Origin of the sequence: Halomonas sp. 3H, from assembly GCF_024206005.1 — a bacterium.
Lineage (GTDB): Bacteria > Pseudomonadota > Gammaproteobacteria > Pseudomonadales > Halomonadaceae > Halomonas > Halomonas campaniensis.
Genome location: NZ_CP100360.1, coordinates 1962959 through 1985431, shown reverse-complemented (window position 1 = coordinate 1985431; position 22473 = coordinate 1962959). Strand labels below are relative to the sequence as shown.

At 68.6% G+C, this 22473-nt stretch carries 24 protein-coding genes; 16 read left to right on the top strand and 8 right to left on the bottom strand.

Translation table 11 applies throughout. From position 1 onward, the window contains the following. The 3 genes from yidD to NFC98_RS09250 all read left to right on the top strand — a co-directional run bounded on the left by yidD (position 1) and on the right by NFC98_RS09250 (position 1527). Positions 1-366, top strand: coding sequence for a membrane protein insertion efficiency factor YidD (yidD, locus tag NFC98_RS09260; protein ID WP_254274719.1), 366 nt, complete (start codon positions 1-3; stop codon positions 364-366). Between the two features lie 116 nt (positions 367-482). Beyond that, entirely contained in the window at positions 483-1067 is a 585-nt protein-coding gene (locus NFC98_RS09255) for a DJ-1/PfpI family protein (RefSeq protein WP_254274718.1), read from the top strand. Between the two features lie 79 nt (positions 1068-1146). Further along, positions 1147-1527 carry a ribbon-helix-helix domain-containing protein gene (locus tag NFC98_RS09250; RefSeq protein ID WP_254274717.1) on the top strand — a complete coding sequence of 127 codons (381 nt, stop codon included), beginning with the start codon at positions 1147-1149 and terminating at the stop codon, positions 1525-1527. On the opposite strand, the gene NFC98_RS09245 is transcribed toward NFC98_RS09250, so the two are convergent. From NFC98_RS09245 to NFC98_RS09230, 4 genes are read right to left on the bottom strand one after another with little or no spacing between them, the layout of a single operon-like run. After that, on the bottom strand, positions 1524-1949 hold the full coding sequence (locus NFC98_RS09245; RefSeq protein ID WP_254274716.1) for a SufE family protein: 426 nt from the start codon (positions 1947-1949) through the stop codon (positions 1524-1526). The two genes, NFC98_RS09250 and NFC98_RS09245, sit on opposite strands and share 4 nt — an antisense overlap. A gap of 36 nt (positions 1950-1985) precedes the next feature. Then, on the bottom strand, positions 1986-2363 hold the full coding sequence (locus NFC98_RS09240) for a type II toxin-antitoxin system HigA family antitoxin (protein ID WP_254274715.1): 378 nt from the start codon (positions 2361-2363) through the stop codon (positions 1986-1988). Then, positions 2363-2659 carry a type II toxin-antitoxin system HigB family toxin gene (locus NFC98_RS09235; RefSeq protein ID WP_254274714.1) on the bottom strand — a complete coding sequence of 99 codons (297 nt, stop codon included), beginning with the start codon at positions 2657-2659 and terminating at the stop codon, positions 2363-2365. The genes NFC98_RS09240 and NFC98_RS09235 overlap by 1 nt, the downstream gene beginning before the upstream one ends. A 24-nt stretch (positions 2660-2683) precedes the next feature. Further along, positions 2684-3811 carry a site-specific integrase gene (locus NFC98_RS09230; RefSeq protein ID WP_254277817.1) on the bottom strand — a complete coding sequence of 376 codons (1128 nt, stop codon included), beginning with the start codon at positions 3809-3811 and terminating at the stop codon, positions 2684-2686. Positions 3812-4095: 284 nt separating this feature from the next. Here NFC98_RS09230 and NFC98_RS09225 point away from each other — a divergent pair, with 284 nt between their 5' ends. Further along, positions 4096-5127 carry a DNA-binding protein gene (locus NFC98_RS09225; RefSeq protein WP_254274713.1) on the top strand — a complete coding sequence of 344 codons (1032 nt, stop codon included), beginning with the start codon at positions 4096-4098 and terminating at the stop codon, positions 5125-5127. Positions 5128-5166: 39 nt separating this feature from the next. Here the strand turns inward: NFC98_RS09225 and nfuA are convergent, their stop codons facing one another. After that, positions 5167-5757, bottom strand: coding sequence for a Fe-S biogenesis protein NfuA (gene nfuA / locus NFC98_RS09220; protein ID WP_183330575.1), 591 nt, complete (start codon positions 5755-5757; stop codon positions 5167-5169). 339 nt (positions 5758-6096) lie between these two features. Between nfuA and metH the strand changes: the two genes are divergently transcribed. From metH to NFC98_RS09200, 4 genes are all read left to right on the top strand, one after another. After that, a complete protein-coding gene (metH, locus tag NFC98_RS09215; protein WP_254274712.1) occupies positions 6097-9804 on the top strand; it encodes a methionine synthase in 3708 nt (1235 codons plus the stop codon). Between the two features lie 54 nt (positions 9805-9858). Beyond that, entirely contained in the window at positions 9859-11187 is a 1329-nt protein-coding gene (locus tag NFC98_RS09210; protein ID WP_254274711.1) for an MATE family efflux transporter, read from the top strand. Between the two features lie 138 nt (positions 11188-11325). Then, positions 11326-12978, top strand: coding sequence for a nitrite/sulfite reductase (locus tag NFC98_RS09205; protein WP_254274710.1), 1653 nt, complete (start codon positions 11326-11328; stop codon positions 12976-12978). Further along, a complete protein-coding gene (locus NFC98_RS09200) occupies positions 12971-13513 on the top strand; it encodes a DUF934 domain-containing protein (RefSeq protein WP_254274709.1) in 543 nt (180 codons plus the stop codon). The genes NFC98_RS09205 and NFC98_RS09200 overlap by 8 nt, the downstream gene beginning before the upstream one ends. Positions 13514-13682: 169 nt before the next feature. On the opposite strand, the gene smrA is transcribed toward NFC98_RS09200, so the two are convergent. After that, on the bottom strand, positions 13683-14276 hold the full coding sequence (gene smrA / locus NFC98_RS09195; protein WP_254274708.1) for a DNA endonuclease SmrA: 594 nt from the start codon (positions 14274-14276) through the stop codon (positions 13683-13685). 145 nt (positions 14277-14421) lie between these two features. On the opposite strand from smrA, the gene NFC98_RS09190 reads away from it, so the two are divergent. The 5 genes from NFC98_RS09190 to NFC98_RS09170 all read left to right on the top strand — a co-directional run bounded on the left by NFC98_RS09190 (position 14422) and on the right by NFC98_RS09170 (position 16933). Then, positions 14422-14865, top strand: coding sequence for a gamma-glutamylcyclotransferase family protein (locus NFC98_RS09190; protein ID WP_254274707.1), 444 nt, complete (start codon positions 14422-14424; stop codon positions 14863-14865). A gap of 73 nt (positions 14866-14938) precedes the next feature. Beyond that, positions 14939-15292, top strand: coding sequence for an arsenate reductase (glutaredoxin) (arsC, locus tag NFC98_RS09185; RefSeq protein ID WP_254274706.1), 354 nt, complete (start codon positions 14939-14941; stop codon positions 15290-15292). Positions 15293-15353: 61 nt separating this feature from the next. After that, positions 15354-15977, top strand: a complete 624-nt coding sequence (wrbA, locus tag NFC98_RS09180) for an NAD(P)H:quinone oxidoreductase (RefSeq protein WP_254274705.1) — start codon at positions 15354-15356, stop codon at positions 15975-15977. Further along, positions 15974-16381 carry a DUF2069 domain-containing protein gene (locus NFC98_RS09175; RefSeq protein ID WP_254274704.1) on the top strand — a complete coding sequence of 136 codons (408 nt, stop codon included), beginning with the start codon at positions 15974-15976 and terminating at the stop codon, positions 16379-16381. The genes wrbA and NFC98_RS09175 overlap by 4 nt, the downstream gene beginning before the upstream one ends. A gap of 78 nt (positions 16382-16459) precedes the next feature. Continuing rightward, complete coding sequence (locus tag NFC98_RS09170) at positions 16460-16933, top strand: cytochrome c (protein ID WP_254274703.1); 474 nt, start codon at positions 16460-16462, stop codon at positions 16931-16933. 69 nt (positions 16934-17002) lie between these two features. Here the strand turns inward: NFC98_RS09170 and NFC98_RS09165 are convergent, their stop codons facing one another. Beyond that, complete coding sequence (locus NFC98_RS09165; protein WP_254274702.1) at positions 17003-17686, bottom strand: cytochrome b/b6 domain-containing protein; 684 nt, start codon at positions 17684-17686, stop codon at positions 17003-17005. Positions 17687-17809: 123 nt separating this feature from the next. Between NFC98_RS09165 and NFC98_RS09160 the strand changes: the two genes are divergently transcribed. The 3 genes from NFC98_RS09160 (at position 17810) to pdxH (ending at position 19616) form a co-directional block, all read left to right on the top strand. Beyond that, complete coding sequence (locus tag NFC98_RS09160) at positions 17810-18511, top strand: AzlC family ABC transporter permease (protein WP_254274701.1); 702 nt, start codon at positions 17810-17812, stop codon at positions 18509-18511. Continuing rightward, entirely contained in the window at positions 18508-18855 is a 348-nt protein-coding gene (locus NFC98_RS09155; protein ID WP_254274700.1) for a branched-chain amino acid transporter permease, read from the top strand. The genes NFC98_RS09160 and NFC98_RS09155 overlap by 4 nt, the downstream gene beginning before the upstream one ends. Positions 18856-18974: 119 nt before the next feature. Then, complete coding sequence (gene pdxH, locus NFC98_RS09150) at positions 18975-19616, top strand: pyridoxamine 5'-phosphate oxidase (protein ID WP_254274699.1); 642 nt, start codon at positions 18975-18977, stop codon at positions 19614-19616. Positions 19617-19707: 91 nt separating this feature from the next. Here the strand turns inward: pdxH and NFC98_RS09145 are convergent, their stop codons facing one another. Next, on the bottom strand, positions 19708-22455 hold the full coding sequence (locus NFC98_RS09145; protein WP_254274698.1) for a bifunctional acetate--CoA ligase family protein/GNAT family N-acetyltransferase: 2748 nt from the start codon (positions 22453-22455) through the stop codon (positions 19708-19710). Positions 22456-22473 lie beyond the last annotated feature (18 nt).

Here is a 22473-nt window from a genome sequence, read left to right as displayed (position 1 = left end):
ATGCCCTGCCTCGCCGCCTGGCTGGCCCGGCTGCTGCGCGCCCTGCGCCGCGGCCTGCGCCGCGGCCTGGGGTGGCTGATGATCGCCCTGGTCAAGGTCTACCAGGTCACGCTGAGCCCCCTGCTGGGGCCGCGCTGTCGCTACTGGCCGAGCTGCTCGAGCTACACGGTGGAGGCGATCCAGGTGCATGGGCCCTTCCGGGGCGGCCTGCTGGCGGCGCGGCGCATCGCGCGCTGCCACCCGGGCTGCGAGGGCGGCATCGACCCGGTGCCCGGGGGTCCCAGCGAGGCGCTGTGTCGCGAGGACCCGGAGCTCGACGAGCAGTTCAGGCCGCGTGAGCCCGGGGATCGCGCCGAGCGGCGCTGAGCCCCCCCAGGACCCACGGCCTGTAGTAGCCGGCTAACACCCTGGCGTCGCATGCCTGTGCCAGACTGACAGCGTAAGCTCCCCTTTATATGACAACCCTACAAAGGAGATACGCCATGTCCGGTCAACGGCTGCTGATGCTGTGCGGTGACTTCGTCGAGGATTATGAGATCATGGTGCCCTTCCAGGCCCTGCAGGCGGTGGGCCACCGGGTCGATGCCGTCTGCCCCGACAGGAAGGCGGGCGAGAGCATTGCCACCGCCATCCATGATTTCGAGGGTGACCAGACCTACACCGAAAAACCGGGTCATCGCTTCACGCTCAATGCCGACTTCGCCACCGTCGACCCGGCCGCCTACCAGGGGCTGGTCATTCCCGGCGGCCGCGCCCCCGAGTATCTGCGCCTGAACGAGTCGGTGATCGCCCTGGTGCGCCACTTCTTCGAGGCCGACAAGCCGGTGGCGGCGATCTGTCACGGTGCCCAGCTGCTGGCCGCCGCCCGAGTGCTCGAGGGGCGCACCTGTTCCGCCTACCCCGCCTGCCGCCCGGAAGTGGAACTGGCCGGTGGCCGCTACGCGGACATCGCCGTGGATGCCGCGGTCACCGATGGCAAGCTGGTCACCGCCCCCGCCTGGCCCGCCCATCCCGACTGGATCGCCCAGTTCCTGGCCGTGCTGGGAACGCGCATCGCCCACGCCTGAGGCCCCGTCTTGCGGCGCCTGTCGTCCGCCCTCATGATGAGCGCGCGGGCGATGGGCCCGCCAGGCAGGAGACGGCATCATGTGCAGACTCTTCATCGGCGCCGATCCCGACCAATGGGAGGCGCAGACTCGCTCCATGCGACTCGACGGTCTCTCCACCAGCGTGAGACTGGAGCGTTTCTTCTGGGAGGTGCTCGAGGAGATCGGACAGCGGGACGGGCTCAGCCTGAGCCGGCTGGTGGCCCGGCTGTCCCGGGAGAGCGCCGAGGCGGGTCACGATCCCGCCAATTTCGCCTCCTTCCTGCGGGTCTGCTGCGGCCGCTATCTGGCCCTGCAGCTGGCCGGCGAGGTCCCGCGGGAGCCCGACTCCCCCATCGCCGCCCTGGATGCGGAGGCGATCCTGGATCGCGAGCGCGGGAGACGCATGGCCGCCCGGGCGGCGGCACGGGGTCAGGCCTAGGCGGCCTCGCTCTCCGCCACCTCGTGGATGCGCTTAAGCATGGCATGCAGGCCGTTACTGCGGGTGGGAGAGAGGTGCTTGTCGAGACCCAGGTCCTCGAGGAAGTGCGGGCTGGTGTCACGGATCTCGTCGGCGGGCCGATCGTTGTAGATCCGCATCAGCACGGCGATCAGGCCGGAGACGATGGCGGCATCGGAGACGGCGTCGAAGTGGATCACCTCGCCGTCCCGGCGGTGGTGCATCCAGACGTTGGACTGGCAGCCCTGGATCTTGAGCTCGTCGGTCTTCCACTCCTCCGGGAAGGCGGGCAGCGCCTTGCCCATGTCGATGATGTACTGGTAGCGATCCATCCAGTTGTCGAACATCGCGAACTCGTCGATCAGCGCCTGCTGGGCCTGTTCGGCGGTGGTCTCGGTCGTCATGGGAGCTCCTTGTGGTGAACGAGGCGATTATATCGGTCAGGTGCCGTGTGCGTCCGCTCGGGGTTCGGTCAGCAGGCTCTCGTAGGGTATCTTCAGCCCCTCATGAAGTCGCCTGATCATGTTGAGACTCAGCTTGCGCTTGCGATTAAGCACCTCGGACACGCGCCCGCTCGAACCGATATAGGGCTCGAGGTCTCGCTGAGTCAGGCCCTGCTGCTCCATGCGAAACTTGATTGCCTCGACGGGATCCGAGGGACCTACGGGATAGTGCGCATCCTCGTACTTCTCGATAAGGATGGAGAGCACTTCGAGTTCATCGGCCTCCGGGGTGCCATCCTCTGCGGCCCAGAGCTCCTCCATGCGGGCAAAGGCCCGCGCGAGATCGGCATCGTCATGGATAGGCTGGATATTCATCACACGGTCTCCGCATCAACCTGATCGTACTGGGCATGGATACCCACAAAGCGCACCCAGGCAATCTGCTGGGTATAGCGTATCGCGACGATCACTCGGTACTTGTTGCCCCCGATGTTGAAGACGACACGCCCTGCCTTGGGGATGCTTGCCGTGCGAACCTCGGCTTTCAGCTCCTGGGGCGTCGCCCAGGACGCCTTCAACATCATGTTGTGCCACTCGGTAAGTGGCGTCCTGGCATCCTCGAATCCCTGTTCCCAGAACTCTCGCAGCGTGCGCTTCGCGATGACTCTCACGCGACCTCCCTTTTTGGGAGAACATTATGAGCTCCCATTCTGGGAGTCAAGGGGCTTCGATACGGAAAGCCCGTGCCGGGACTGCTGGCGATGCCAGGCCTCGTCCTCGGCGTGGAGGTAGCGGGAGGTGGTGTCCAGCCGTGAGTGGCGGGCGGTGGCAGCCAGGTAGCGCAGCTCCACCCCGGCCTGGGCCTGGTGGGTCAGGGCGGTATGGCGCAGCCAGTGAGGAGTGGCGGCAGCCAGGCGCATGGCCGCGGGGCGGCCGCCCTCCCCCTGCTCCGTTTCCAGCGTCTCGGCGGCCTCGCGGAAGGTCTCGCGGATCAGCCGGTAGAGGCGGTTGTCGCCGATGCTGCGCCGACCGTCCAGCGCGCGCAGCAACGGCGTGGCGTCGTCGGGCTGCGGCATCGCAGCGAGCCCCAGGAAGAGCCGCCACTCCGTCAGCAGGGCCGCCATGTCGGGCGGTACCGGCACCCGCGCGACCTTGCTGCCCTTGCCCGTCACCCGCCACCACCAGCGGCCTTCACGCCGATGGAAATCCCCCATGCGCGCTGCGCTCATCTCGCTGATCCGCGGGGCCAGCAGGTAGGCGAAGCCGAAGATGAGGCGGCGGCGCTGCCACTCGTAGCGCACCCGGGGTGACGCGCCCTCCTCCACCGGCCGGTTGAGCCAGGCCCAGAACCAGACCCAGAGCGGTCGCTCCAGGTAGCGTTCGATGCCCGGCTGGCGGTTGTCCAGTCGCCGACGCTTGTCCCGCATCAGACGGAAGGGGTTGTGGGCCACCCAGCCCGCCTCGACGAGCCAGGCGAAGAGGCCCTGAAGGATCACCAGGCTCTGTCGCCGGCTGGCCGGCGACAGCGGGCCCCGGAACGGCTTCCAGTCGGCGGCCTGACGCGGCCGGGGCGGCCCCACCCAGCGGTGGCGCGGCATCGGGTCGGCCAGGAAGGACTCGAAGGCATCTAGGTGCTCGCGCCTCACCTCGGCAAGGCCGAGGCCCTGCTCGCCCAGCCACAGCAGCAGGCGCTCCGCCTCGCGGCGATAGGCGCTCAGGGTGCGCGGGCTGGCCCGATACTCCACCAGCCACCGGGCCACCGCCTCGGCGTCACTGCGCGCGGCGATATGGGCGCCCTGCCCGGCGGTCGGAAGCTCCACCAGGCCGGGTACGGCGTCCGCCGGCACCGGCTCACGGCCTGCACTGTGCACTCCTGGCTCCTCTTTCATCCTGCCCATAGCGCCTTGCTCCTTGCTTCCTGCGTGCCAGTATCCCTGCCACTCCCATGGAAAAGCAAGATAAGCCGCGTAATCTTGAATTTATATCATTTATCGTAATGTAAATTACATAAAACGTATCATGTAATAACCTTCCCTTGCCGGGCATGCCGCGCTATGCTGCCGGCATCCATGGGGCCCCTGGGCCATGACCGGACAAGGAGAGCGAGATGGCGCGCAGCGGAGTGCAGTACGAGGATGTACAGCGGGCGATCGACGACCTGCTGGCTCGCGGGGAGTCGCCCAGCGTGCAGAAGGTGCGCGAGGTGCTGGGCACCGGCAGCTTCACCACCATCAGCGACCACATGCGGGAATGGCGCGTCCGTCGCGAGGCGAACCGTGACGTTCCCCCGCCGCGCGGCATGCCCGCCGCCCTGCAGGAGTTGGCCGAGGCGCTGTGGCACAAGGCCCAGGAGGCCGCCAACGAGGCGCTGGCCCACTATCGCGAGGAGGCCGACCGGCGCGCCGAGGAAGCGCGCGAGCAGATGGCCGAGGCGCAGCGGCGCGTCGAGGATGCCGAACAGCGGGAGTCCGCGCTGGCCGCCCACCTGGCTGGTACCGAGCAGCGCCTGGAGGAGCGCAGCGCCGCCCTCGCCCGCAGCGAAGCGGAGCGCGAAGCCCTGCTCGAGCAGGAGGGCCGGATGGCATCGCGCCAGGCGCAGCTCGAGGAGGCGCTGGCGCGGCAGCAGCAGCAGATGGAGCAGCAGGCCGGCGAGCACCAGCAGGCGCTGGCCGAGCGCGACACCCGGCACGGTGAGCGCCTGGCCCAGGAGGAGCAGCGCCACGAGAGCGCCGAAGCGCGGCTGATGGGGCTGCTCGACGAGGCGCGACAGGAGCGCCAGGCGGCGGAGAAGGCCGCCGCGACCCGGGAGGCCCAGCAGGACCGGCGGCTGGAGCGCCTCGAGGCACAGCTCCAGGAGGCCCGGGGACGGCTCGCCGACGAGGAGAAGCGACACCGGGAGGTCGACTGGGCCCGGCGCCAGGCGGAGGAGCAGCTGCGCACCCGCCAGCACGAGCAGGAACTGCTCCAGGCGCGCATCGACGAGCAGAAGCGCCTGCTGGAGGAGCAGGCGAGGCGGCTGCGTGACCTGGAGTCGCAGCTCCACCGCTGCCTGTGGCAGACCCCGCCGGCCCGGGAGGCGCGCGACGAAGACGACGAAGGCCCCGCCGCAGCGGAGCCTTCAGGGAGAGTCGGGGAGTAGCGGGAGGCGTCCGCGAGGTGGGCGCCTCCCGGTCGCGCCCTAGCGGTAGTAGGCGTTGGTGGTGTCGGTATGGTCGGTCACGTCGCGGATGCCGGCGAGCTCCGGGATGCGCTCCATCAGCGTCTTCTCGACGCCCTCCTTGAGGGTCAGGTCCACCGCCGCGCAGCCCTGGCAGCCGCCGCCGAAGGCCAGCACGGCTACCTGCTCCTCGGTCAGCTCGACCAGCTTGATCTCCCCGCCGTGGGCTGCGAGGCCGGGATTGATCTCGCTGTAGAGGATGTAGTTGACGCGATCCTCCAGCGGGCTGTCGGCATTGACCTTGGGCATCTTGGCGTTGGGGGCCTTGATGGTCAGCTGTCCGCCCATGCGGTCGGCATTGAAGTCCACCACTGCCTCCTCGAGGAACGGCAGGCTGTTCTTGTCCAGGTAGACCCGCAGCTTGGGCAGTTCCAGCGGCTCGTCGGTGGGCTCTTCCTCGCCGGGGCGACAGTAGGCCAGGCAGGTTTCCGCGTAGGGAGTGCCCGGCTGGGTGATGAAGATGCGCACGGCGATGCCCTCGACGTTCTGCTTCTCGAGCAGCTCGGCAAGGTAGTCCTGGGCACTGTCGGTGATCTGGATCGGTTCGCTCATGGGATTCTCGCTGGTCGGGCCGCGGCGCGGTAACGGGGGTACGTCTCGAGGCCGCGTGCCGGGAATGTCATGCCCCAATGGTAAGCGAGGCGACGCGATGAGACAATCCCGAGTGAATTGCTCGGTTTTTGAGCGGAGGGGCCGCGGGCCCTGCTCCCTACTGCCCTGAGGCGTCGCCTTTTGCTACCATGGTGGGCTTATCCGGCCGCCGATGCCCTCCCGTGACGCGGCCGCCTGCCACTGGTGGCACGCCCTCCGAGCATGGGGGCCGAAGGGCGCGAAGAAGCCCGCCGCCAGCCGAGTCCCCGACGCTGAACACCCTGGAGATTGACCCGACCCATGGCCGCCGTTCCTACCGCCCAGACCGCCACCCTGACCGACAGCCTGTCCCGACGCATCCTGATGCTCGACGGCGGCATGGGGACCATGCTGCAGAATGCCGGCCTCTCCGAGGACGACTTCCGCGGCGAGCGGTTCGCCGACTGGCCGAGCGACCTCAAGGGCAACAACGACCTGCTGGTGCTGACCTGCCCGGACCTGGTGACGCGGATCCACCGCGAGTACCTGGAGGCCGGGGCCGATATCGTCGAGACCAATACCTTCAACAGCACCCGGCTCTCCCAGGCGGACTACGGCATGGAGTCGCTGGTCCCCGAGCTCAACCGCGAGGCGGCACGCCTGGCCCGCGAGGTCTGCGATGCAGTGGCCGAGGAGACCGGCGTGCCGCGTTACGTGGCCGGCGTGCTGGGGCCGACCTCGCGCACCGCATCGCTCTCCCCGGACGTCAACGACCCTGCCAGGCGCAACGTCACCTTCGATGCGCTGCGCGAGAACTATCTCGAGGCCGCCGAGGCGCTGATCGAGGGGGGGGCGGACCTGATCCTCATCGAGACCATCTTCGACACCCTCAACGCCAAGGCGGCGATCTACGCCCTGGAGGAGCTGTTCGAGGCCCGTGGCGAGCGCCTGCCGGTGATGATCTCCGGCACCATCACCGACGCCTCCGGCCGCACCCTCTCTGGCCAGACCACCGAGGCGTTCTGGAACTCGGTGCGCCATGCCCGCCCCCTCACCGTCGGCCTCAACTGTGCCCTGGGGGCCGAGGAGCTGCGTCCCTACCTCGAGGAGCTGGCGACCAAGGCGGACACATTCGTCTCCGCCCACCCCAATGCCGGCCTGCCCAACGAGTTCGGCGAGTATGACCAGACCCCCGAGGAGATGGCCGCCATCGTCGGCGAGTTCGCCGCGAGCGGCCTGGTGAACGTCATCGGCGGCTGCTGCGGCTCCACCCCCGAGCATATCGCCGCTATCCACCGGGCCATCCAGGGCCTTGCGCCGCGCGCGGTGCCCGAACGCCCGCGGGCCTGCCGGCTCTCGGGGCTCGAGCCGTTCAACATCGGGGCCGACTCGCTGTTCGTCAACGTCGGCGAGCGCACCAACGTCACCGGGTCGGCGCGCTTCAAGCGCCTGATCGTCGAGGAGGACTACACCACCGCCCTGGAGGTGGCCCTGGAGCAGGTGGAGAACGGCGCCCAGATCATCGACATCAACATGGACGAGGGGATGCTCGAGTCCGAGGAGGCGATGGTGCGCTTCCTCAACCTGGTCGCCGGCGAGCCGGACATCGCCCGGGTGCCGATCATGATCGACTCCTCCAAGTGGGAGATCATCGAGGCGGGCCTGAAGTGCGTGCAGGGCAAGGCAGTGGTCAATTCCATCTCGATGAAGGAGGGTGAGGAGGCCTTCCGCGAGCAGGCCACCATCTGTCGTCGCCATGGTGCCGCCGTGGTGGTCATGGCCTTCGACGAGGTGGGTCAGGCCGACACCTTCGCCCGCAAGACCGAAATCTGCCAGCGCGCCTACCGGATCCTGGTGGACGAGCTGGACTTTCCGCCGGAAGACATCATCTTCGACCCCAACATCTTCGCCATCGCCACCGGTATCGAGGAGCACGACAACTACGCCGTGGACTTCATCGAGGCCACCCGCTGGATCCGCGAGCACCTCCCCCACGCCATGGTCTCCGGCGGGGTCTCCAACGTGTCGTTCTCCTTCCGCGGCAACAACCCGGTGCGCGAGGCGATCCACTCGGTGTTCCTCTACCACGCCATCCGCGCCGGCCTGTCGATGGGCATCGTCAACGCCGGCCAGCTGGCGGTCTACGACGACCTGCCGGAGGAGCTGCGCGAGGCGGTGGAGGACGTGGTGCTCAACCGCCGCTCCGACGGCACCGAGCGCCTGGTGGACCTGGCCGAGAAGTACAAGGGCGACGGCAGCGGCGCGGCGAAGAAGGAGGACCTCGAGTGGCGCTCCTGGGAGGTCGAGAAGCGCATCGAGCACGCCCTGGTCAAGGGCATCACCGCCTACATCGAGGAGGACACCGAGCAAGCCCGAAGCCGTGCCGAGCGACCCATCGAGGTGATCGAGGGGCCGCTGATGGATGGCATGAACGTGGTCGGCGACCTGTTCGGTGCCGGCAAGATGTTCCTCCCCCAGGTGGTCAAGTCGGCGCGGGTGATGAAGCAGGCGGTGGCCTATCTCATTCCCTACATCGAGGCCGAGAAGAGCGAACAGGAAAACCAGCAGGCCAAGGGCCGGATCGTCATGGCCACGGTGAAAGGCGACGTCCACGACATCGGCAAGAACATCGTCGGCGTGGTCCTGCAGTGCAACAACTACGAGGTCATCGACCTCGGCGTCATGGTGCCCGCGGAGAAGATCCTGCAGACGGCACGGGAGGTGAATGCCGACATCATCGGCCTCTCCGGCCTGATCACTCCGTCGCTCGACGAGATGGTCCACGTCGCCAAGGAGATGCAGCGCCAGGGCTTCAGCCTGCCGCTGATGATCGGCGGCGCCACCACCTCCAAGGCGCACACCGCGGTGAAGATCGAGCCCGGCTACGAGCACCCGGTGATCTATGTCACCGACGCCTCTCGGGCCGTGGGCGTGGCCGGCAAGCTGCTCTCGCCGGGCCTCAAGGAGGCCTACGTGGCCGAGATCCGTGCCGAGTACGAGAAGGTGCGCGAGCGCAACGCCCGGCGGCGCCCCAAGGCTGCCGAGCTCAGCTACGCCGAGGCCCGGGCGCGCAAGTTCACCGTCGACTGGACCCACTACACCCCGCCGCGGCCGGCCTTCACGGGCCTCAAGGCATTCGACGACTACGACCTCGAGGAGCTGATCGAGCGCATCGACTGGACCCCCTTCTTCATGAGCTGGCAGCTCTCGGGCAAGTACCCGAAGATCCTCGATGACGAGGTGGTCGGCGAGGCCGCGCGCCACCTGTTCGACGACGCCCGGGCCATGCTGCGCAAGCTGATCGACGAGAAGCGCGTCCAGGCCCGCGGCGTGATCGGCATCTGGCCGGCCAACAGCGTCGACGACGACGTGATCGAGGTGTATGCCGACGAGTCACGTACCGAGGTGGTCGAACGGCTGCACCATATCCGCCAGCAGACCGCCAAGAACCGCGATGGCGTCTGCTACAGCCTGGCCGACTTCATCGCCCCGAAGGAGAGCGGCAAGCCTGACTGGATCGGCGGCTTCGCGGTGACCACCGGCCACGGGGTCGAGGCACTGGCCGAGCAGTACAAGGCGGCGGGCGACGACTACAACGCCATTCTGGTACAGGCGCTGACCGACCGCCTGGCCGAGGCCTTCGCCGAACGCATGCACGAGCGGGTGCGCAAGGAGTTCTGGGGGTACGTGCCCGAGGAGTCGCTGGACAACGAGGCGCTGATCGCCGAGAAGTACCAGGGCATCCGTCCGGCGCCGGGCTACCCGGCCTGCCCGGACCATACCGAGAAGGCCACCCTGTTCCGCCTGCTCGATGCCGAGGCCAACAGCGGCCTGACGCTTACCGAGAGCTTCGCCATGTGGCCGGCGGCGGCGGTGGCCGGCTGGTACTTCTCCCATCCGCAGTCGAAGTACTTCTCCACGGGCAGGATCACCCGGGATCAGGTGGAAGCGATGGCCGAGCGCAAGCAGATGTCCCTGGAGGAGCTGGAACGCTGGCTGTCGCCGGTACTCTCCTACGACCCGGCCTGAGCCCAGGCCGCCGACACACGCCGGCGGCTGTGATTTCCGACCCAGCGGATGCCCATGCTGCCCGAGCTTACCCGACGCAAGAGGATCCTGCGCCTCGCCCTGCCGATCATCGCGGGGATGCTGTCGCAGAGCCTGATCAACCTGATCGACGCCGCGCTGGTGGGCTCGCTGGGCGAGGTGCCGCTGGCCGGCGTGGGCATCGGCGGCTATGCCATGTTCATGATCACCGCCCTGGTGTTCGGCCTCTCCTCCGGCGTGCAGGCCCAGACCGCGCGCCGTCACGGTGAGGAGGACTGGGAACGACGTGCCATGCCGCTCAATGCGGGCCTGGTGATCGCCGTGATCGCCGCCCTGCCGATCACCCTGCTCTGCCTGTGGCAGGCGCCCCGCCTGCTCGCCCTGCTCAACCAGGACCCGGCAGTGAACGCGGTGGCGGTGGAGTACTTCCGCTGGCGGGTGCTGTCGCTCTCCGCCGTGGCGATGATCTTCTGCTTCCGCGGCTACTGGAACGGCATCCAGCAGACCGGTATCTACCTGCGCATCATCCTGGTCATGCACCTCATCAACGTGCTGGCCAGCATCGGCCTGATCTTCGGCCACCTCGGGCTGCCGGCCATGGGGGCCGCCGGGGCCGGCGCGGGAACCAGCCTGTCGCTGTTCGCCGGCCTGGTGATCTGGGCGGCGCTCAGCGCCCGGCACGCCTCCGCCAGCGGCTTCCTCGCCGGGCTGCCGCGGCGACTCACCTTCTTCACCACCCTGCGCCTGGCCATGCCTCACTCCTTCCAGCAGCTGTGGTTCGCCGCCGGCTACGCGGTGCTGTTCTGGATCCTCGGCCAGATCGGCACCGCCAGCGTGGCCGTGGGCCATGTGCTGGTGAACCTGTCGCTGCTGCTGATCCTGCCCGGCGTGGGACTCGGCATGGCCGCCATGAGTCTGGTCGGCCAGGCGCTGGGGCGCGAGGCCCACGGCGACGCCCACCGCTGGGGCTGGGAGGTGGTGCACCTCGCCTGGCTCTGCCTCGCGGCCCTGGCCCTGCCCATGGCACTCTTCCCGGACCGGGTGCTCGGCCTGTTCCTCCACGACCCGGCACTGATCGCGCTCGGCCGGCTACCGCTGCAGCTCACCGCGCTGATGATCGTGCTCGATGCCGCGGCCCTGGTGCTGGCCCAGGCCCTGCTGGGTGCGGGCGCCAACCGCACCGTAATGACCACCACCCTGAGCCTGCAGTGGCTGGTGTTCCTGCCGCTCGCCTGGTGGGTGGGGGTGGGCCTGGAGCAGGGGCTGCTCGGCATCTGGTGGGCCCAGCTCGGCTACCGCTGCCTGAATTCGGCCTGGTTCGCCGCCATCTGGCAGCGCCGCCGCTGGCAGCAGCTGAAAATCTGACGGCGGCCCGGGCCCAGCACCCAGCCGGTAATTACTTTTTGCATAAAAACTATAAGTATTTATTCTTTCCAAGAATAAAAGCCGGTCGGTATGGTGGCGGTTACGCCATGCCACTTTCACTGCAGCAGGATCGGCTGAATGTATCGCTACGACTCTCACGATCAGACCCTGGTCAATGAACGCGTCGCCCAGTTCCGGGGCCAGATGGAACGCTATCTGGCCGGCCGACTCAGCGAGGAGGAGTTTCTGCCGCTGCGCGTGCAGAACGGCCTCTATGTCCAGCGACACGCCCCCATGCTGCGCATCGCCATCCCCTACGGCATGCTCGCCGCCTACCAGCTGCGCAAGCTCGGCGACCTGGCCCGCGACTACGACCGCGGCTATGGCCACTTCACCACCCGCACCAACCTGCAGCTCAACTGGCCGAAGCTCGAGACCGTGCCGGACATGCTCGCGGAGCTGGCCAGCGTGCAGATGCACGCCATCCAGACCAGCGGCAACGACATCCGCAACACCACCACCGACCAGTTCGCCGGGGTGGCCGAGGATGAGGAGGTCGATCCGCGCCCCTGGTGCGAGCTGATTCGCCAGTGGTCGACCTTCCATCCGGAGTTCGCCTACCTGCCGCGCAAGTTCAAGATCGCCGTGACCGGCGCGGCCGAGGACCGGGCGGCGATCCAGGTGCACGATGTGGGGCTGCGGCTGTGGCGCAACGACCGCGGCGAGGTCCGGGCCACGGTGCTGGCCGGCGGTGGCCTGGGGCGCACGCCGATGATCGGCGAGGTGGTGCGCGAGGACCTCCCCTGGCAGCACCTGCTGACCTACCTCGAGGCGCTGGTGCGCGTCTACAACCAGTTCGGCCGCCGCGACAACAAGTTCAAGGCGCGCATCAAGATCCTGGTCAAGGCGCTGGGGGCCGAGGAGTTCGCCCGCCGCGTGGAGGCCGAGTGGGCCCATCTCAAGGATGGCCCCCAGACCCTCACGCGCGACACCGTCACCGCGATGCAGGCGCACTTCGTCGACCCCGAGCGCCGCCCGGTCGCCGAGGCCGCCATTGCCGAGTTCGAGCGCCTGCGGGCCGAGAACCGTGCCTTCGCCCGCTTCGTGACCAACAATGTCCAGGGTCACAAGGTGTCCGGCTACAAGGCGGTCACCCTGTCGCTCAAGCGGCGCGGCCAATCCCCCGGCGACGTCACCTGGGAGCATATGCACCAGATCGCCGACCTGGCCGACGAATACAGCTTCGGCGAGCTGCGGGTCACCCACGAGCAGAACCTGGTGCTGTCGGACGTGCCCGTGGATCGCCTCGAGGCGCTGTGGCAGGAGCTCGACGCCCTCGGCCTGGCCAATCCCACCGTGGGCACCCTGGCCGACCTGATCTGCTGCCCCGGCGGCGACTACTGCGGCCTGGCCAATGCCAAGTCGATTCCGGTGGCCCATGCCATCCAGGAGCGCTTCGAGGACCTCGACTTCCTCTACGACCTGGGTCCGCTGGAGCTCAACATCTCCGGCTGCATGAACGCCTGCGGCCACCACCACGTGGGCCAGATCGGCATCCTCGGCGTCGACAAGAAGGGCGAGGAGTGGTACCAGATCTCGCTGGGTGGCGCCCAGGGCAACGGTGCCTCGCTGGGCAAGATTCTGGGCCCCTCGTTCAGCCGCGAGAAGGTCCCGGATGTGATCGACAGGCTGCTCCAGGTCTACGTCGGCGAACGCAGCGACGGCGAGACCTTTCTCGACACCTATCGCCGCATCGGTCTCAAACCCTTCAAGGAGCGGGTCTATGCCTGATCAAGCCACCACCCCACGCCCCCTGATCCGCGCCGGCCAGCCGGCCGCGGACGCCTGGATCCTGGTCCGCGACGCCGACGCCGACGCCGACGCCGCAACGAGCGGGGAGCGGGCCATCGTGCCGCTGGCCACCTGGCAGGCGGGTGCCGGCCAGGCCCCCTGGCTATCCAGCGACACCGAGCTCACCGATACCCTGGCCGCCGAGCTGGCCGACGCCCCGCTGATCGCCATCGACTTTCCGAAGTTCACCGACGGCCGCGGCTACAGCCTGGCCCGGCTGCTCCGGGAGCGCTACGGCTATGTCGGCGAGATCCGCGCCATCGGCGACGTGCTGGTGGACCAGCTCTACTTCATGACCCGCTGCGGTTTCGATGCCCTGTCGCTGCGCGAGGACCAGTGGGTCGAGGATGCCCTGAAGGCCCTCGGCGCCTTCAGCCGCGCCTACCAGCCGGCGGTGGACCAGCCCGAGCCGCTGTTCCGGCGCCGCGAACGGGAGTGGGCGCAGGCCCGCGAGAAGGCCCCCGCCTACGCTTGACCATCATCAGGCCTGTCGCACGTCAGCTTGCCCGGCAAGGGCTCTCCCGGCGACAGGCCTGTTCGTGGGCGCTGTGAATACCTCGCTGTAAGCTACTTTTTCCTTCCCTGGAAAAAGACCCCCTCCAGACCTGTCCCCGGCGCCCTTGCCTCCGTGTGCTATCGACCGCTCATCCCCGCCGCTTCTGCTGCCGCTCGCGGTTGGCCGCGCGGGCGCGGTCGCTCTTGCGCAGCATCACCCAGGTGGCGCCGAGGCCGCCGTCGGAGGGCTGGGCAGAGACGAAGGCCTGCACCTCCTCGAACTGGGCCAGCCACTTGGCGAGGTAGGAGCGCAGCACGTTGGCCGGGCTGTCGATTGCCTGGCCGCGACCGTGGACGATCAGCACCGAGCGCAGGTCATGGGAGTGGGCCTCCTGGATGAACGGAGGCAGTGCGCGACGACACTCCTCCAGCGGCCGACGCAGCAGGTGCAACCTGGCCTGGGCGGCATAGCCACCGTGGCGCAGGCGGTCCACCACGCCCTGCTGGATGCCGTCGCGGCGATACGCCAGGGGATCGAAGGGCGGCACGAGATCGACGAAGTCATCGGAGAGGAAGTTGCGGCCCGCCTGTTCGGCGGCGGCGCTCTCGCGACGAGCCAGCTGCGCCTCGCTGGGGCCACCCTGCCGGCGGCCGGGGTCGGCCCGGTTGCGGGCCCTCGATAGCGGCGCCACATCGCCCATCAGGGCCCGGAAGTCCAGATCATCGCGTGCAGGCTGGGTCATGGGGCACCTCCCGTCGTCAAGGGGAGTTCCATCCTAGCAGAGCCGCCCAGCGCACTTCACCACCGGGCAGGGTGCTTCGCCGACGGCAGACAGCGATTCCCGCGGATGTCACGATAGGGCGGCTGCCGTCCCTCACGGAGGCCCGATGACCCGACGTCGCCTGCTGCTTACCACCCTGCTCGGCCTGCCGCTCGCCGTGGCCGGCTGGCTCTGGCTGACCATGCTCAGCCCCTTCACCTACGACCCGCCGGACGGGCTGGCCCCCATCGGCGAGGGCCCCCATGAGGTGTTCGTCTACGGTACCCTGCGCTCGGGCGTGGTGCGCTGGGTGGTCACCGGCCGCGCCGGCGAGTCGCGATCGGCGGTGCTGGAGGATTTCCGACGCACCGGCCTGGATCTCGAGGAGGCGCCCGGCGAGCGGGTCGAGGGCGAGGTGATCACGGTCAGCGCCGAGGAGCTCGCCCGACTGGATCGCTACGAGCGCCTGGGCATCCGCTACGAGCGGGTCCGGCTCGAGCTCGCGGACGGGCGGGAGGCCTGGGTCTATCGACGGCTGCCCGAGGAGGCCGCCGCCGGCGCGCGGTTGTGAGCGAGCGTCGCGGCCTTCTACAATAGCCGCCGACCCGTCCCGTGGACGCCCCGCCGTGACCCAGGAGTTCCCCATGACCGCCATCACCCTCTACCACAACCCGCGCTGCTCGAAGTCCCGCCAGGCCCTGGCGCTGCTGGAGGAACACGGCGTGGCGGTCGAGGTGCGGCGCTACCTGGACGACCCCCTCTCCGAACCGGAACTGCGGGTGTTGATGGCCCGGCTCGACGGCGACACCGCCGCCCTGGTGCGTCGCCAGGAGCCCGAGTGGAAGGCGCTCGCCGCCGATGCCGCTGACCCCGAGCAGGTGGTCAGGGCGCTCGTCGCCCATCCCCGGATCATGGAACGCCCCATCGCCGATGACGGCCGGCGTGCCGTGATTGGTCGGCCCCCCGAGGAGGTGCTGGCCCTGGTCGTCTCCCGCTGATCGACGACCTGGATCACCCGGCCTCCCATCACCCGCCCTCACCCTTGCCGCTGGAGCCCCGATGAGCGCCCCTCTTCCCTATGTGCTGGTCCTCTACTATTCCCGCCACGGCGCGACCCGTGCCATGGCCGAACAGCTTGCCGCCGGCGTCGAATCCTGCCGCGGCATCGAGGCGAGGCTGCGCACCGTGCCCCCGGTCTCGCCTACCTGCGAGGCGGTCGATCCCGAGATCCCCGACGAGGGTGCGGTCTACGCCAGCCTGGATGACCTGCGCCACTGCGCGGGACTGGCCATCGGCAGCCCCACCCGCTTCGGCAACATGGCAGCCCCTCTCAAGCACTTCCTCGACACCACCAGCGAGCTGTGGCTGGGCGGGGCGCTGATTGACAAGCCCGCCACCGCCTTCACCTCCACCTCCAGCCTGCATGGCGGCCAGGAGAGCACCCTGCTGACCATGCTGGTGCCCCTGCTGCACCACGGCATGGTCTATGCCGGCCTGCCCTACAGCGAGACCGAGCTGATGGAGACGACCACCGGCGGCACCCCCTACGGGGCCAGCCATCTCGCCGGCAAGCGCAGTGACCGGACACTGGATGACCACGAGCGCCAGTTGGCGCGGGCCCAGGGCAAGCGCCTGGCCCGGCTCGCGATGGCCCTGGCCACCCTGCAGGAGTCGCACTCATGAAGGCCTGGCTCGAACGCCTCGAGGACGAGCAGGGGCTCGATGCTCTCACCGACCGGATGCGGCGCCTGGTGCTCGGCAGCTTTCTGGTGCTGACCCTCGCCATGCTGACCTGGGGCGTGCTGCTGCTGCGCGTCGAGGGAGGCAACCTGCGACCGATACTGGCCTTCCTGCTGCCGCTGCTGCTCTTCCTGCCGTCGCTGATCGGCCGCCGCCCCCGCGGCCACGCCTGGCTGGCCTTCGTCAGCCTGCTCTACTTCATGATCGGGGTGAACGTGGCGATCCTCCCCGGCCTGGGCCTGCTGGGGCTGCTGATCGCCTTCGCCTCCCTGGCGCTGTTTGCCGGCTGTACCGGCTATGCGCGTTTCCGCAGCCGACAGCTGCGCGCCCGGTCCGGCGGCGACTGAGTCGGTGGCGTGCTAGGCTTGATGGGGCTTGACCTACATCAAGCCGCGTAACCGACAAGCCAACGAAAGGAGTTCGTGATGACCGTGACCTTCCGCCCCCTCCTGGCCCTGGGCCTCTCCACCGCGCTGATGCTGCCGGTCATGGCCCAGGCTGCCGAACCCGAGGACGCCATCGAGTATCGCCAGTCGGCACTGCGCGTCCTGGCCTGGCAACTGGGGCCGATGGGCGACATGGCCCAGGGCAACATCGACTACGACGAGGAGGTCTTCGCCACCAAGGCCGCCAACCTGGCGGCAGCGGCCAACCTGCCCTGGGAGGGGTTCATGGACGGCACCCTGCAGGGCGACGGCCATGGCGCCGAGACCGATGCTCTGGCCGGTATCGGCGATGACTGGGACGGGTTCCACGAGCGCCGGGAGACCTTCCAGCAGGAGGCCGCCACCCTGGCGCAGATGGTCGACGATGGCGAGGAGTTCGGCGCCCTGCGTCGCCAGGTGGGTGCCGTGGCCAACAGCTGCAAGGGCTGCCACGACAACTACCGGGCCGAGTGAGGCAGCGCACTCACCAGCCCGACAGCAAGGCGGCCGAATGGCCGCCTTGCTGCGTCTGGCCGGTCGGGTCTAGGCGTTCCACAGCCAGAGCACCGGCAGCGCGGACAGGGCGATCACGCCCAGCGCCACCCAGGGGCTGACCCGGCGCGGCACCGGCGCCTCGGCCGGCTCGTCCTCGGGGACGGCGTGAAGCGTCTTGCGGCCGGTGATCATGGCCCCGACCAGCCGTTCCCCCTTGAGCCGATGCACCACCAGGGCCAGCAGGTGCGCGGCGATCAGCGCCACCAGCAGGTTGGCGTTGAGGTGGTGGAGGCTCTTCAGCGTGCGGGCCGTGTCGCGCTCCACCAGGCCGTGGAGGGGCCCGCTGAAGAAGATGTCATCGGTGAGGAAGAGCCCGCTGGCCGCCTGGAAGGAGAGCGACAGCAGCATCACCACCACCATGATACCGCCCAGCGGGTTGTGTCCCGCGTAGGCGGGAGGCCGCCCGGTCAGCAGCTGGCGGGCGTAGCCGACCAGGGTGGCCGGCGAGCGAAGGAAGTTCGAGAAGCGCGCGTGGGCCCCGCCGACGAGCCCCCACAGCCAGCGGAACAGCAGCAGCCCCAGCAGTACATAGCCCGCCCGGGCATGGATATCCATCGGAAACACGAAGGGCGCCCCTTCGGTCTTCATGGTGTAGAACGCCAGCGCCACCCCTCCGACCAGTCCCCAGTGGAAGAGTCGCACCGGCAACTCCCAGACCTTCAGTCGTGTCATCTCGCCTCCTTGCTATTTACAGTCGATTCTGCGGAGCCGGGCTGCCAGTCCCGAACATTTGGCTTACCATAGCCCATTCCATGACACCCTCCCATGCCGATGGCCTGCAGAAGGAGCTCCCCCTTGTCATCGTCTCACCCCTGGCGCGACGCCAGCCTGCTTACCCTGCCGGTCATGTTCGGCTACCTGCCCCTCGGGGCGGCCTTCGGCATCCTCGCCGTGGAGGTGGGCATCGCCTGGTGGGCCGCCCTGCTGATGTCCCTGGTGATCTATGCCGGCGCCGGCCAGTTCCTGGCCGTGGCGCTGCTCGCTGCCGGTGCCGGGCTGGTCGAGGTCGCGGTGGCGACCCTGATGCTGAATTCGCGCCATCTCTTTTACGGCCTCTCGCTGCTCAAGCGGTTCCGCGGTGCCGGCTGGCGCAAACCCTACCTGATCTTCTCGCTCACCGACGAGACCTACTCCCTGCTCACCACCCTGCCCGCCGACCGCGCCCAGGACCATGGCCTGGCGTTCCGGATCAGCTTGCTCAACCAGGCCTGGTGGGTGCTGGGGTCGCTGGCCGGCGCGCTGATCGGCACCACCCTGGAATTCGACAGCCGCGGCATCGAGTTTGCCCTGACCGCGCTGTTCATCGTGCTGACCCTGGAGCAGGCCAGGCGCCTGCGCCGCGCCCTGCCCTTCGTGATCGCCCTGGCCACGGGCCTTGGCGCCCTGCTGCTGCTGCCCGATCGCCACCTGCTGCTGGGGGCCATCGGCGCCGCCAGCCTGATCCTGCTGATCCACTACCGTCGGCAGCAGGTCCGGCACGGGGAGATGGCCTCATGAGCACCCCGACCCTGCTGCTGTTCATCGCGGTCTGCGCCCTGGCCACCTTCGCCACCCGGGTGCTGCCCTTCATGGCCCTGGCCCGCCAGGCCGACCACCCGCTGATCCTCCACCTGGGCCGCTACCTGCCCCCCACGGTGATGATGATCCTGGTGATCTACGCCCTGCGGGACTTCCGCCCCCTCGCCGAGGGGCAGCTCAACGCCGCCGCGAACGGCTGGCCCATGGTCGTGGCGGCCCTGGTCGTGGCCCTCCTCCACCTCTGGCGTCGGCACGCACTGCTCTCGATCGTCGCCGGCACCGGGGCCTACATGGCCATGGTGCAGATCGGCTGGACGCCCTGACGAAGCGAGGTGCTTGACCGGCATCGGCTTATTCGCACAAATCCATGGCCCACGACGATTCTGGTGTTGAGCTCGCCGCCCGGACCGGCGACCATGCAACAAACTTCGAGGAGAACATCATGACACGCAATATCGCCGATATCCGACGCGACTACGAGGGCGGGCAGCTGGACGAGGCCCAGGCCACCGAGGACCCCATGGAGCTGTTCGACGAGTGGCTTGCCCTGGGCCTGGAGAGCGAGGGCGACGACGGCAATGCCATGACCCTGGCCACGGTGGACAGCCAGGGCCGGCCCCACGCCCGCATCGTCCTGCTCAAGGGCATCGATGACCAGGGCCTGGTCTTCTACACCAACTACCACAGCCACAAGGGCAGCGAGCTGACCAACGTGCCCCATGCCGCCCTGGTGTTCTGGTGGCCGTCCCTCTCTCGCCAGGTGCGGGTCGAGGGGCGGGTCGAGCAGGTCAGCCCCGCGGAGTCCGACGCCTATTTCGCCAGCCGCCCGCGGGCCAGCCAGCTCGGCGCCTGGATCGCCACCCAGAGCGTGGTGATCCCCGATCGTACCTGGATCGAGGAGCGCCAGCACCGCTTCGAGCAGGCCTACGAGAGCCAGGAGATCCCTCGGCCGGTCCACTGGGGCGGCTACCGCGTCATCCCCGAGATGATCGAGTTCTGGCAGGGGCAGCCCAGCCGCCTGCACGACCGTCTCCGCTACGAGCGCCGCGACGGCAGCTGGCAGCACTTCCGCATGGCGCCCTGAGCGTCCCGGGGCTCCACCCCGTGCCCCCAACGACATCCCCCCGCCAATGGCGGGGGGATGTCGTTGGGGAGGGACGGCGCACGGAGCGCGCTCAATCGGGCTGGCTCTCCAGGCGGTGCCGCTGCCATTCGCTCTCCGGCTCGTTGAGCCGCAGCACCGCATCCACCACCTGCTCCTCCATGTTGTAGCGCTGCTTGAAGCCGAGGTGCTTCATCAGTGCGCGCATGGGGTGGTTGTCGACCATGATCTTGCCGATCATCTCCAGCGTGCCGACGCTACGGCAGTAGTCGATCATCTTGTTCATCAGCAGGCTGCCGATGCCGAGCCCCTGGAGATCATCGCGGATGATCACCGAGAACTCGGTGCGGATATTGTCCGGGTCGTTCCACACCCTGACCACGCCGAGCATCTCCTTGCTGCCGTCGTCGCGCAGGTGCTCGGCGATGAAGGCCATCTGGCGGTCGTAGTTGATGTGCGACAGCATCGACAGGTCACGCTGGGTCAGGTCAGACTTGTTGTGGAAGTAGCGGAAGCGGATGCTCTCCTCCGAGAGCTGGCGGTGGAAGATAGTGATCAGCGGCGCATCCTCGGCGCGGATCGGACGCACCTCCACCTCCCAGCCGTTCTTGAGCGTCACCCACTCACGCAGCTCTTCCGGATAAGGCATGATCGCGAAGCGGGCCGGGGCGCCGAGGTCCATGGCGAAGTCCACCGCCACCATGTCGTCGCGGTTGAGCAGCAGCGGGTTGATCTCCACCCCGCGCAGCTCCAGCAGGTCGCTGGCCATCTGCGACAGCTTGACCAGCAGCTGGCAGAGCCGCTGGATATCGCGGTCGGGGTCGCTGGAGTGCTCGTGGATCAGGCGAGCCACATGGGTGCGGTCGACCATGTCCTCGGCCAGGGTCATGTTCAGCGGCGGCAGGGCCACCTGGCGGTCGGCCAGGATGTTGACCTTGTAGCCGCCGATGCCGAACACGATGACCGGGCCGAAGACCGGATCCCGGGTGACCCCGGCGCACACCTGCAGCGAATGCTTGCCCCGCTGCATCGGCTGCAGGCAGTACTCCCGCACCTCGAAGGCGGGGAACTTCTCGGCCACCTTCTCGCCCAGCTGTCGCACCCCCTCGGCGACCTGCTCCGGGGTCCGCAGGTCCTGCAGCAGGCCGGCGGAGAGCCGGTGGGGGTGCTTGCGATAGCGAAACGGCCGGCAGTTGCCCTCGTGGATCACCTTGAGGGCCATGGCGCCCTCGACCTCCTCAGCGGCCAGGGCCCCCTCCTCGGGGGTGGCCACGTAGCGGCTCGGCGCCACCGAGATGCCGTAGGCCTCGAGCACCTGGGCCGTCTCGGAGTGCGACAGCGTCTCGCGCCCCTGTGCCTTGGCGTCTCGGATCAGCGTCCGGCAGCGCCGGCGGATGTCGGCCGTGGTGGTAAAAGGCAGGCTCGGCGGCGTCTCCTGGAGCAGCGCCTGCACCCGCTGGTAGTCCACCATGTGCATGAAGGCCTTGACCGCCTTCTCCGGTGACACATAGGTCGGGATCCCGGCCAGGTTGCACTCGTGGCGCGCCGAGAGCGCCTCCTCCAGTCCCATGAAGCTGGTCAGCAGGTTGCGCCGGAAACGCTTGCGGTTGGCCACGACCGCCTGAGCGGTGGTCTTGGAGGGGGCCAGCCGCGTGGGCGCATGCACCACCAGCACGGCATCCACGCTGGGGTCGTTGGCGACGATCTCGATGGCATCCACGAACTTCTCGGGGGTGGCGTTGCCCCCCAGGTCCACCGGGTTCTCGCCCGGCTTGCTCATGTCGAAGTCACCGCGCTCCAGCGCCGCTCGGGTCTCCTCGGTGAAGTTGGCCAGCTTGCCTCCTGCGCTGATCAGCTTGTCGATAGCGAGCATCGCCGGGCCCAGGCCGTTGGAGACGATGGCCAGACGGTCGCCGCGCAGCGGCTTCATGCGCGACAGGGTCATCAGGGCGTCGAACAGCTCGTCGGAGTCCTGGACCCGGACCACGCCGGCCCGCGAGAAGGCGGCCTCGAAGACCTGGTCACGGTTGGCGACGCCGGGAGTCGGCGGCAGCCCGGTCAGGTCGGATTCGGGGGTGCGTCCGCTCTTGATCGCCAGCACCAGGCGGTTGCGCGAGGCATCCCGCAGCGCCGTCATGAAGTGCTGGGCGTCGAGGATCTTCTCCAGGTGGAGCAGGATCGCCTGGGTCGGTGAATACTGGTTGATGTAGTCCAGCAGGTCGGGAAGCATCACGTCGACGCTGTCGCCCACCGTGATCAGGTGCGAAAAGCCCACGCCCCGTCCCGCCGCCCAGTCGATCATGGCGGTGCCGAGCATGCCCGACTGGCCCAGGTAGGCAACCCGCCCGGCCTTGATCGGCTGGCTGGCATAGGAGGCGTTCAGCTTGCGGCCCGGCACGATCAGGCCCATGCACTCCGGGCCCAGCACGCGGATGCCGGACTCCCGCGCCGCGTTGAGCATGCGTTCGCGGATCGAGGCCTTGCCGTCGCGGGCCTCGTCGAGGTGGGAGCCGCCGGACAGGACCAGGGCGGCACGCACCCCGAAGCGCCCCAGCCGGGCGATGCGCCCGGGGACGGTGTCCACCGGCGAGCAGATCACCGCGAGGTCCGGGGTCTCCGGCAGCTGGGCGATGCGCGCGAAGGCGGGCTGCCCGAAGACGCTCTCGTAACCCTTGGGATTGACCGCCCAGATGGTGCCGGGAAACCCGGCCTCCTGGAGGTTGCGGATCACCAGGCCGCCCAGGGAGTGGGGCTTTTCCGAGGCGCCGATCACGGCGATGGTGCGAGGCTCGAAGAAGTGACGCAGGAAACGGGTGCTCAAGACGCTCTCCCGAGGGTT

Excerpts from the sequence above, each read along its gene's own strand:
- yidD (WP_254274719.1), top strand. The coding sequence starts at position 1 with ATGCCCTGCCTCGCCGCCTGGCTGGCCCGGCTGCTGCGCGCCCTGCGC.
- NFC98_RS09255 (WP_254274718.1), top strand. The coding sequence starts at position 483 with ATGTCCGGTCAACGGCTGCTGATGCTGTGCGGTGACTTCGTCGAGGAT.
- NFC98_RS09250 (WP_254274717.1), top strand. The coding sequence starts at position 1,147 with ATGTGCAGACTCTTCATCGGCGCCGATCCCGACCAATGGGAGGCGCAG.
- NFC98_RS09245 (WP_254274716.1), bottom strand. The coding sequence starts at position 1,949 with ATGACGACCGAGACCACCGCCGAACAGGCCCAGCAGGCGCTGATCGAC.
- NFC98_RS09240 (WP_254274715.1), bottom strand. The coding sequence starts at position 2,363 with ATGAATATCCAGCCTATCCATGACGATGCCGATCTCGCGCGGGCCTTT.
- NFC98_RS09225 (WP_254274713.1), top strand. The coding sequence starts at position 4,096 with ATGGCGCGCAGCGGAGTGCAGTACGAGGATGTACAGCGGGCGATCGAC.
- nfuA (WP_183330575.1), bottom strand. The coding sequence starts at position 5,757 with ATGAGCGAACCGATCCAGATCACCGACAGTGCCCAGGACTACCTTGCC.
- metH (WP_254274712.1), top strand. The coding sequence starts at position 6,097 with ATGGCCGCCGTTCCTACCGCCCAGACCGCCACCCTGACCGACAGCCTG.
- NFC98_RS09210 (WP_254274711.1), top strand. The coding sequence starts at position 9,859 with ATGCTGCCCGAGCTTACCCGACGCAAGAGGATCCTGCGCCTCGCCCTG.
- NFC98_RS09205 (WP_254274710.1), top strand. The coding sequence starts at position 11,326 with ATGTATCGCTACGACTCTCACGATCAGACCCTGGTCAATGAACGCGTC.
- NFC98_RS09200 (WP_254274709.1), top strand. The coding sequence starts at position 12,971 with ATGCCTGATCAAGCCACCACCCCACGCCCCCTGATCCGCGCCGGCCAG.
- smrA (WP_254274708.1), bottom strand. The coding sequence starts at position 14,276 with ATGACCCAGCCTGCACGCGATGATCTGGACTTCCGGGCCCTGATGGGC.
- NFC98_RS09190 (WP_254274707.1), top strand. The coding sequence starts at position 14,422 with ATGACCCGACGTCGCCTGCTGCTTACCACCCTGCTCGGCCTGCCGCTC.
- arsC (WP_254274706.1), top strand. The coding sequence starts at position 14,939 with ATGACCGCCATCACCCTCTACCACAACCCGCGCTGCTCGAAGTCCCGC.
- wrbA (WP_254274705.1), top strand. The coding sequence starts at position 15,354 with ATGAGCGCCCCTCTTCCCTATGTGCTGGTCCTCTACTATTCCCGCCAC.
- NFC98_RS09175 (WP_254274704.1), top strand. The coding sequence starts at position 15,974 with ATGAAGGCCTGGCTCGAACGCCTCGAGGACGAGCAGGGGCTCGATGCT.
- NFC98_RS09170 (WP_254274703.1), top strand. The coding sequence starts at position 16,460 with ATGACCGTGACCTTCCGCCCCCTCCTGGCCCTGGGCCTCTCCACCGCG.
- NFC98_RS09165 (WP_254274702.1), bottom strand. The coding sequence starts at position 17,686 with ATGACACGACTGAAGGTCTGGGAGTTGCCGGTGCGACTCTTCCACTGG.
- NFC98_RS09155 (WP_254274700.1), top strand. The coding sequence starts at position 18,508 with ATGAGCACCCCGACCCTGCTGCTGTTCATCGCGGTCTGCGCCCTGGCC.
- pdxH (WP_254274699.1), top strand. The coding sequence starts at position 18,975 with ATGACACGCAATATCGCCGATATCCGACGCGACTACGAGGGCGGGCAG.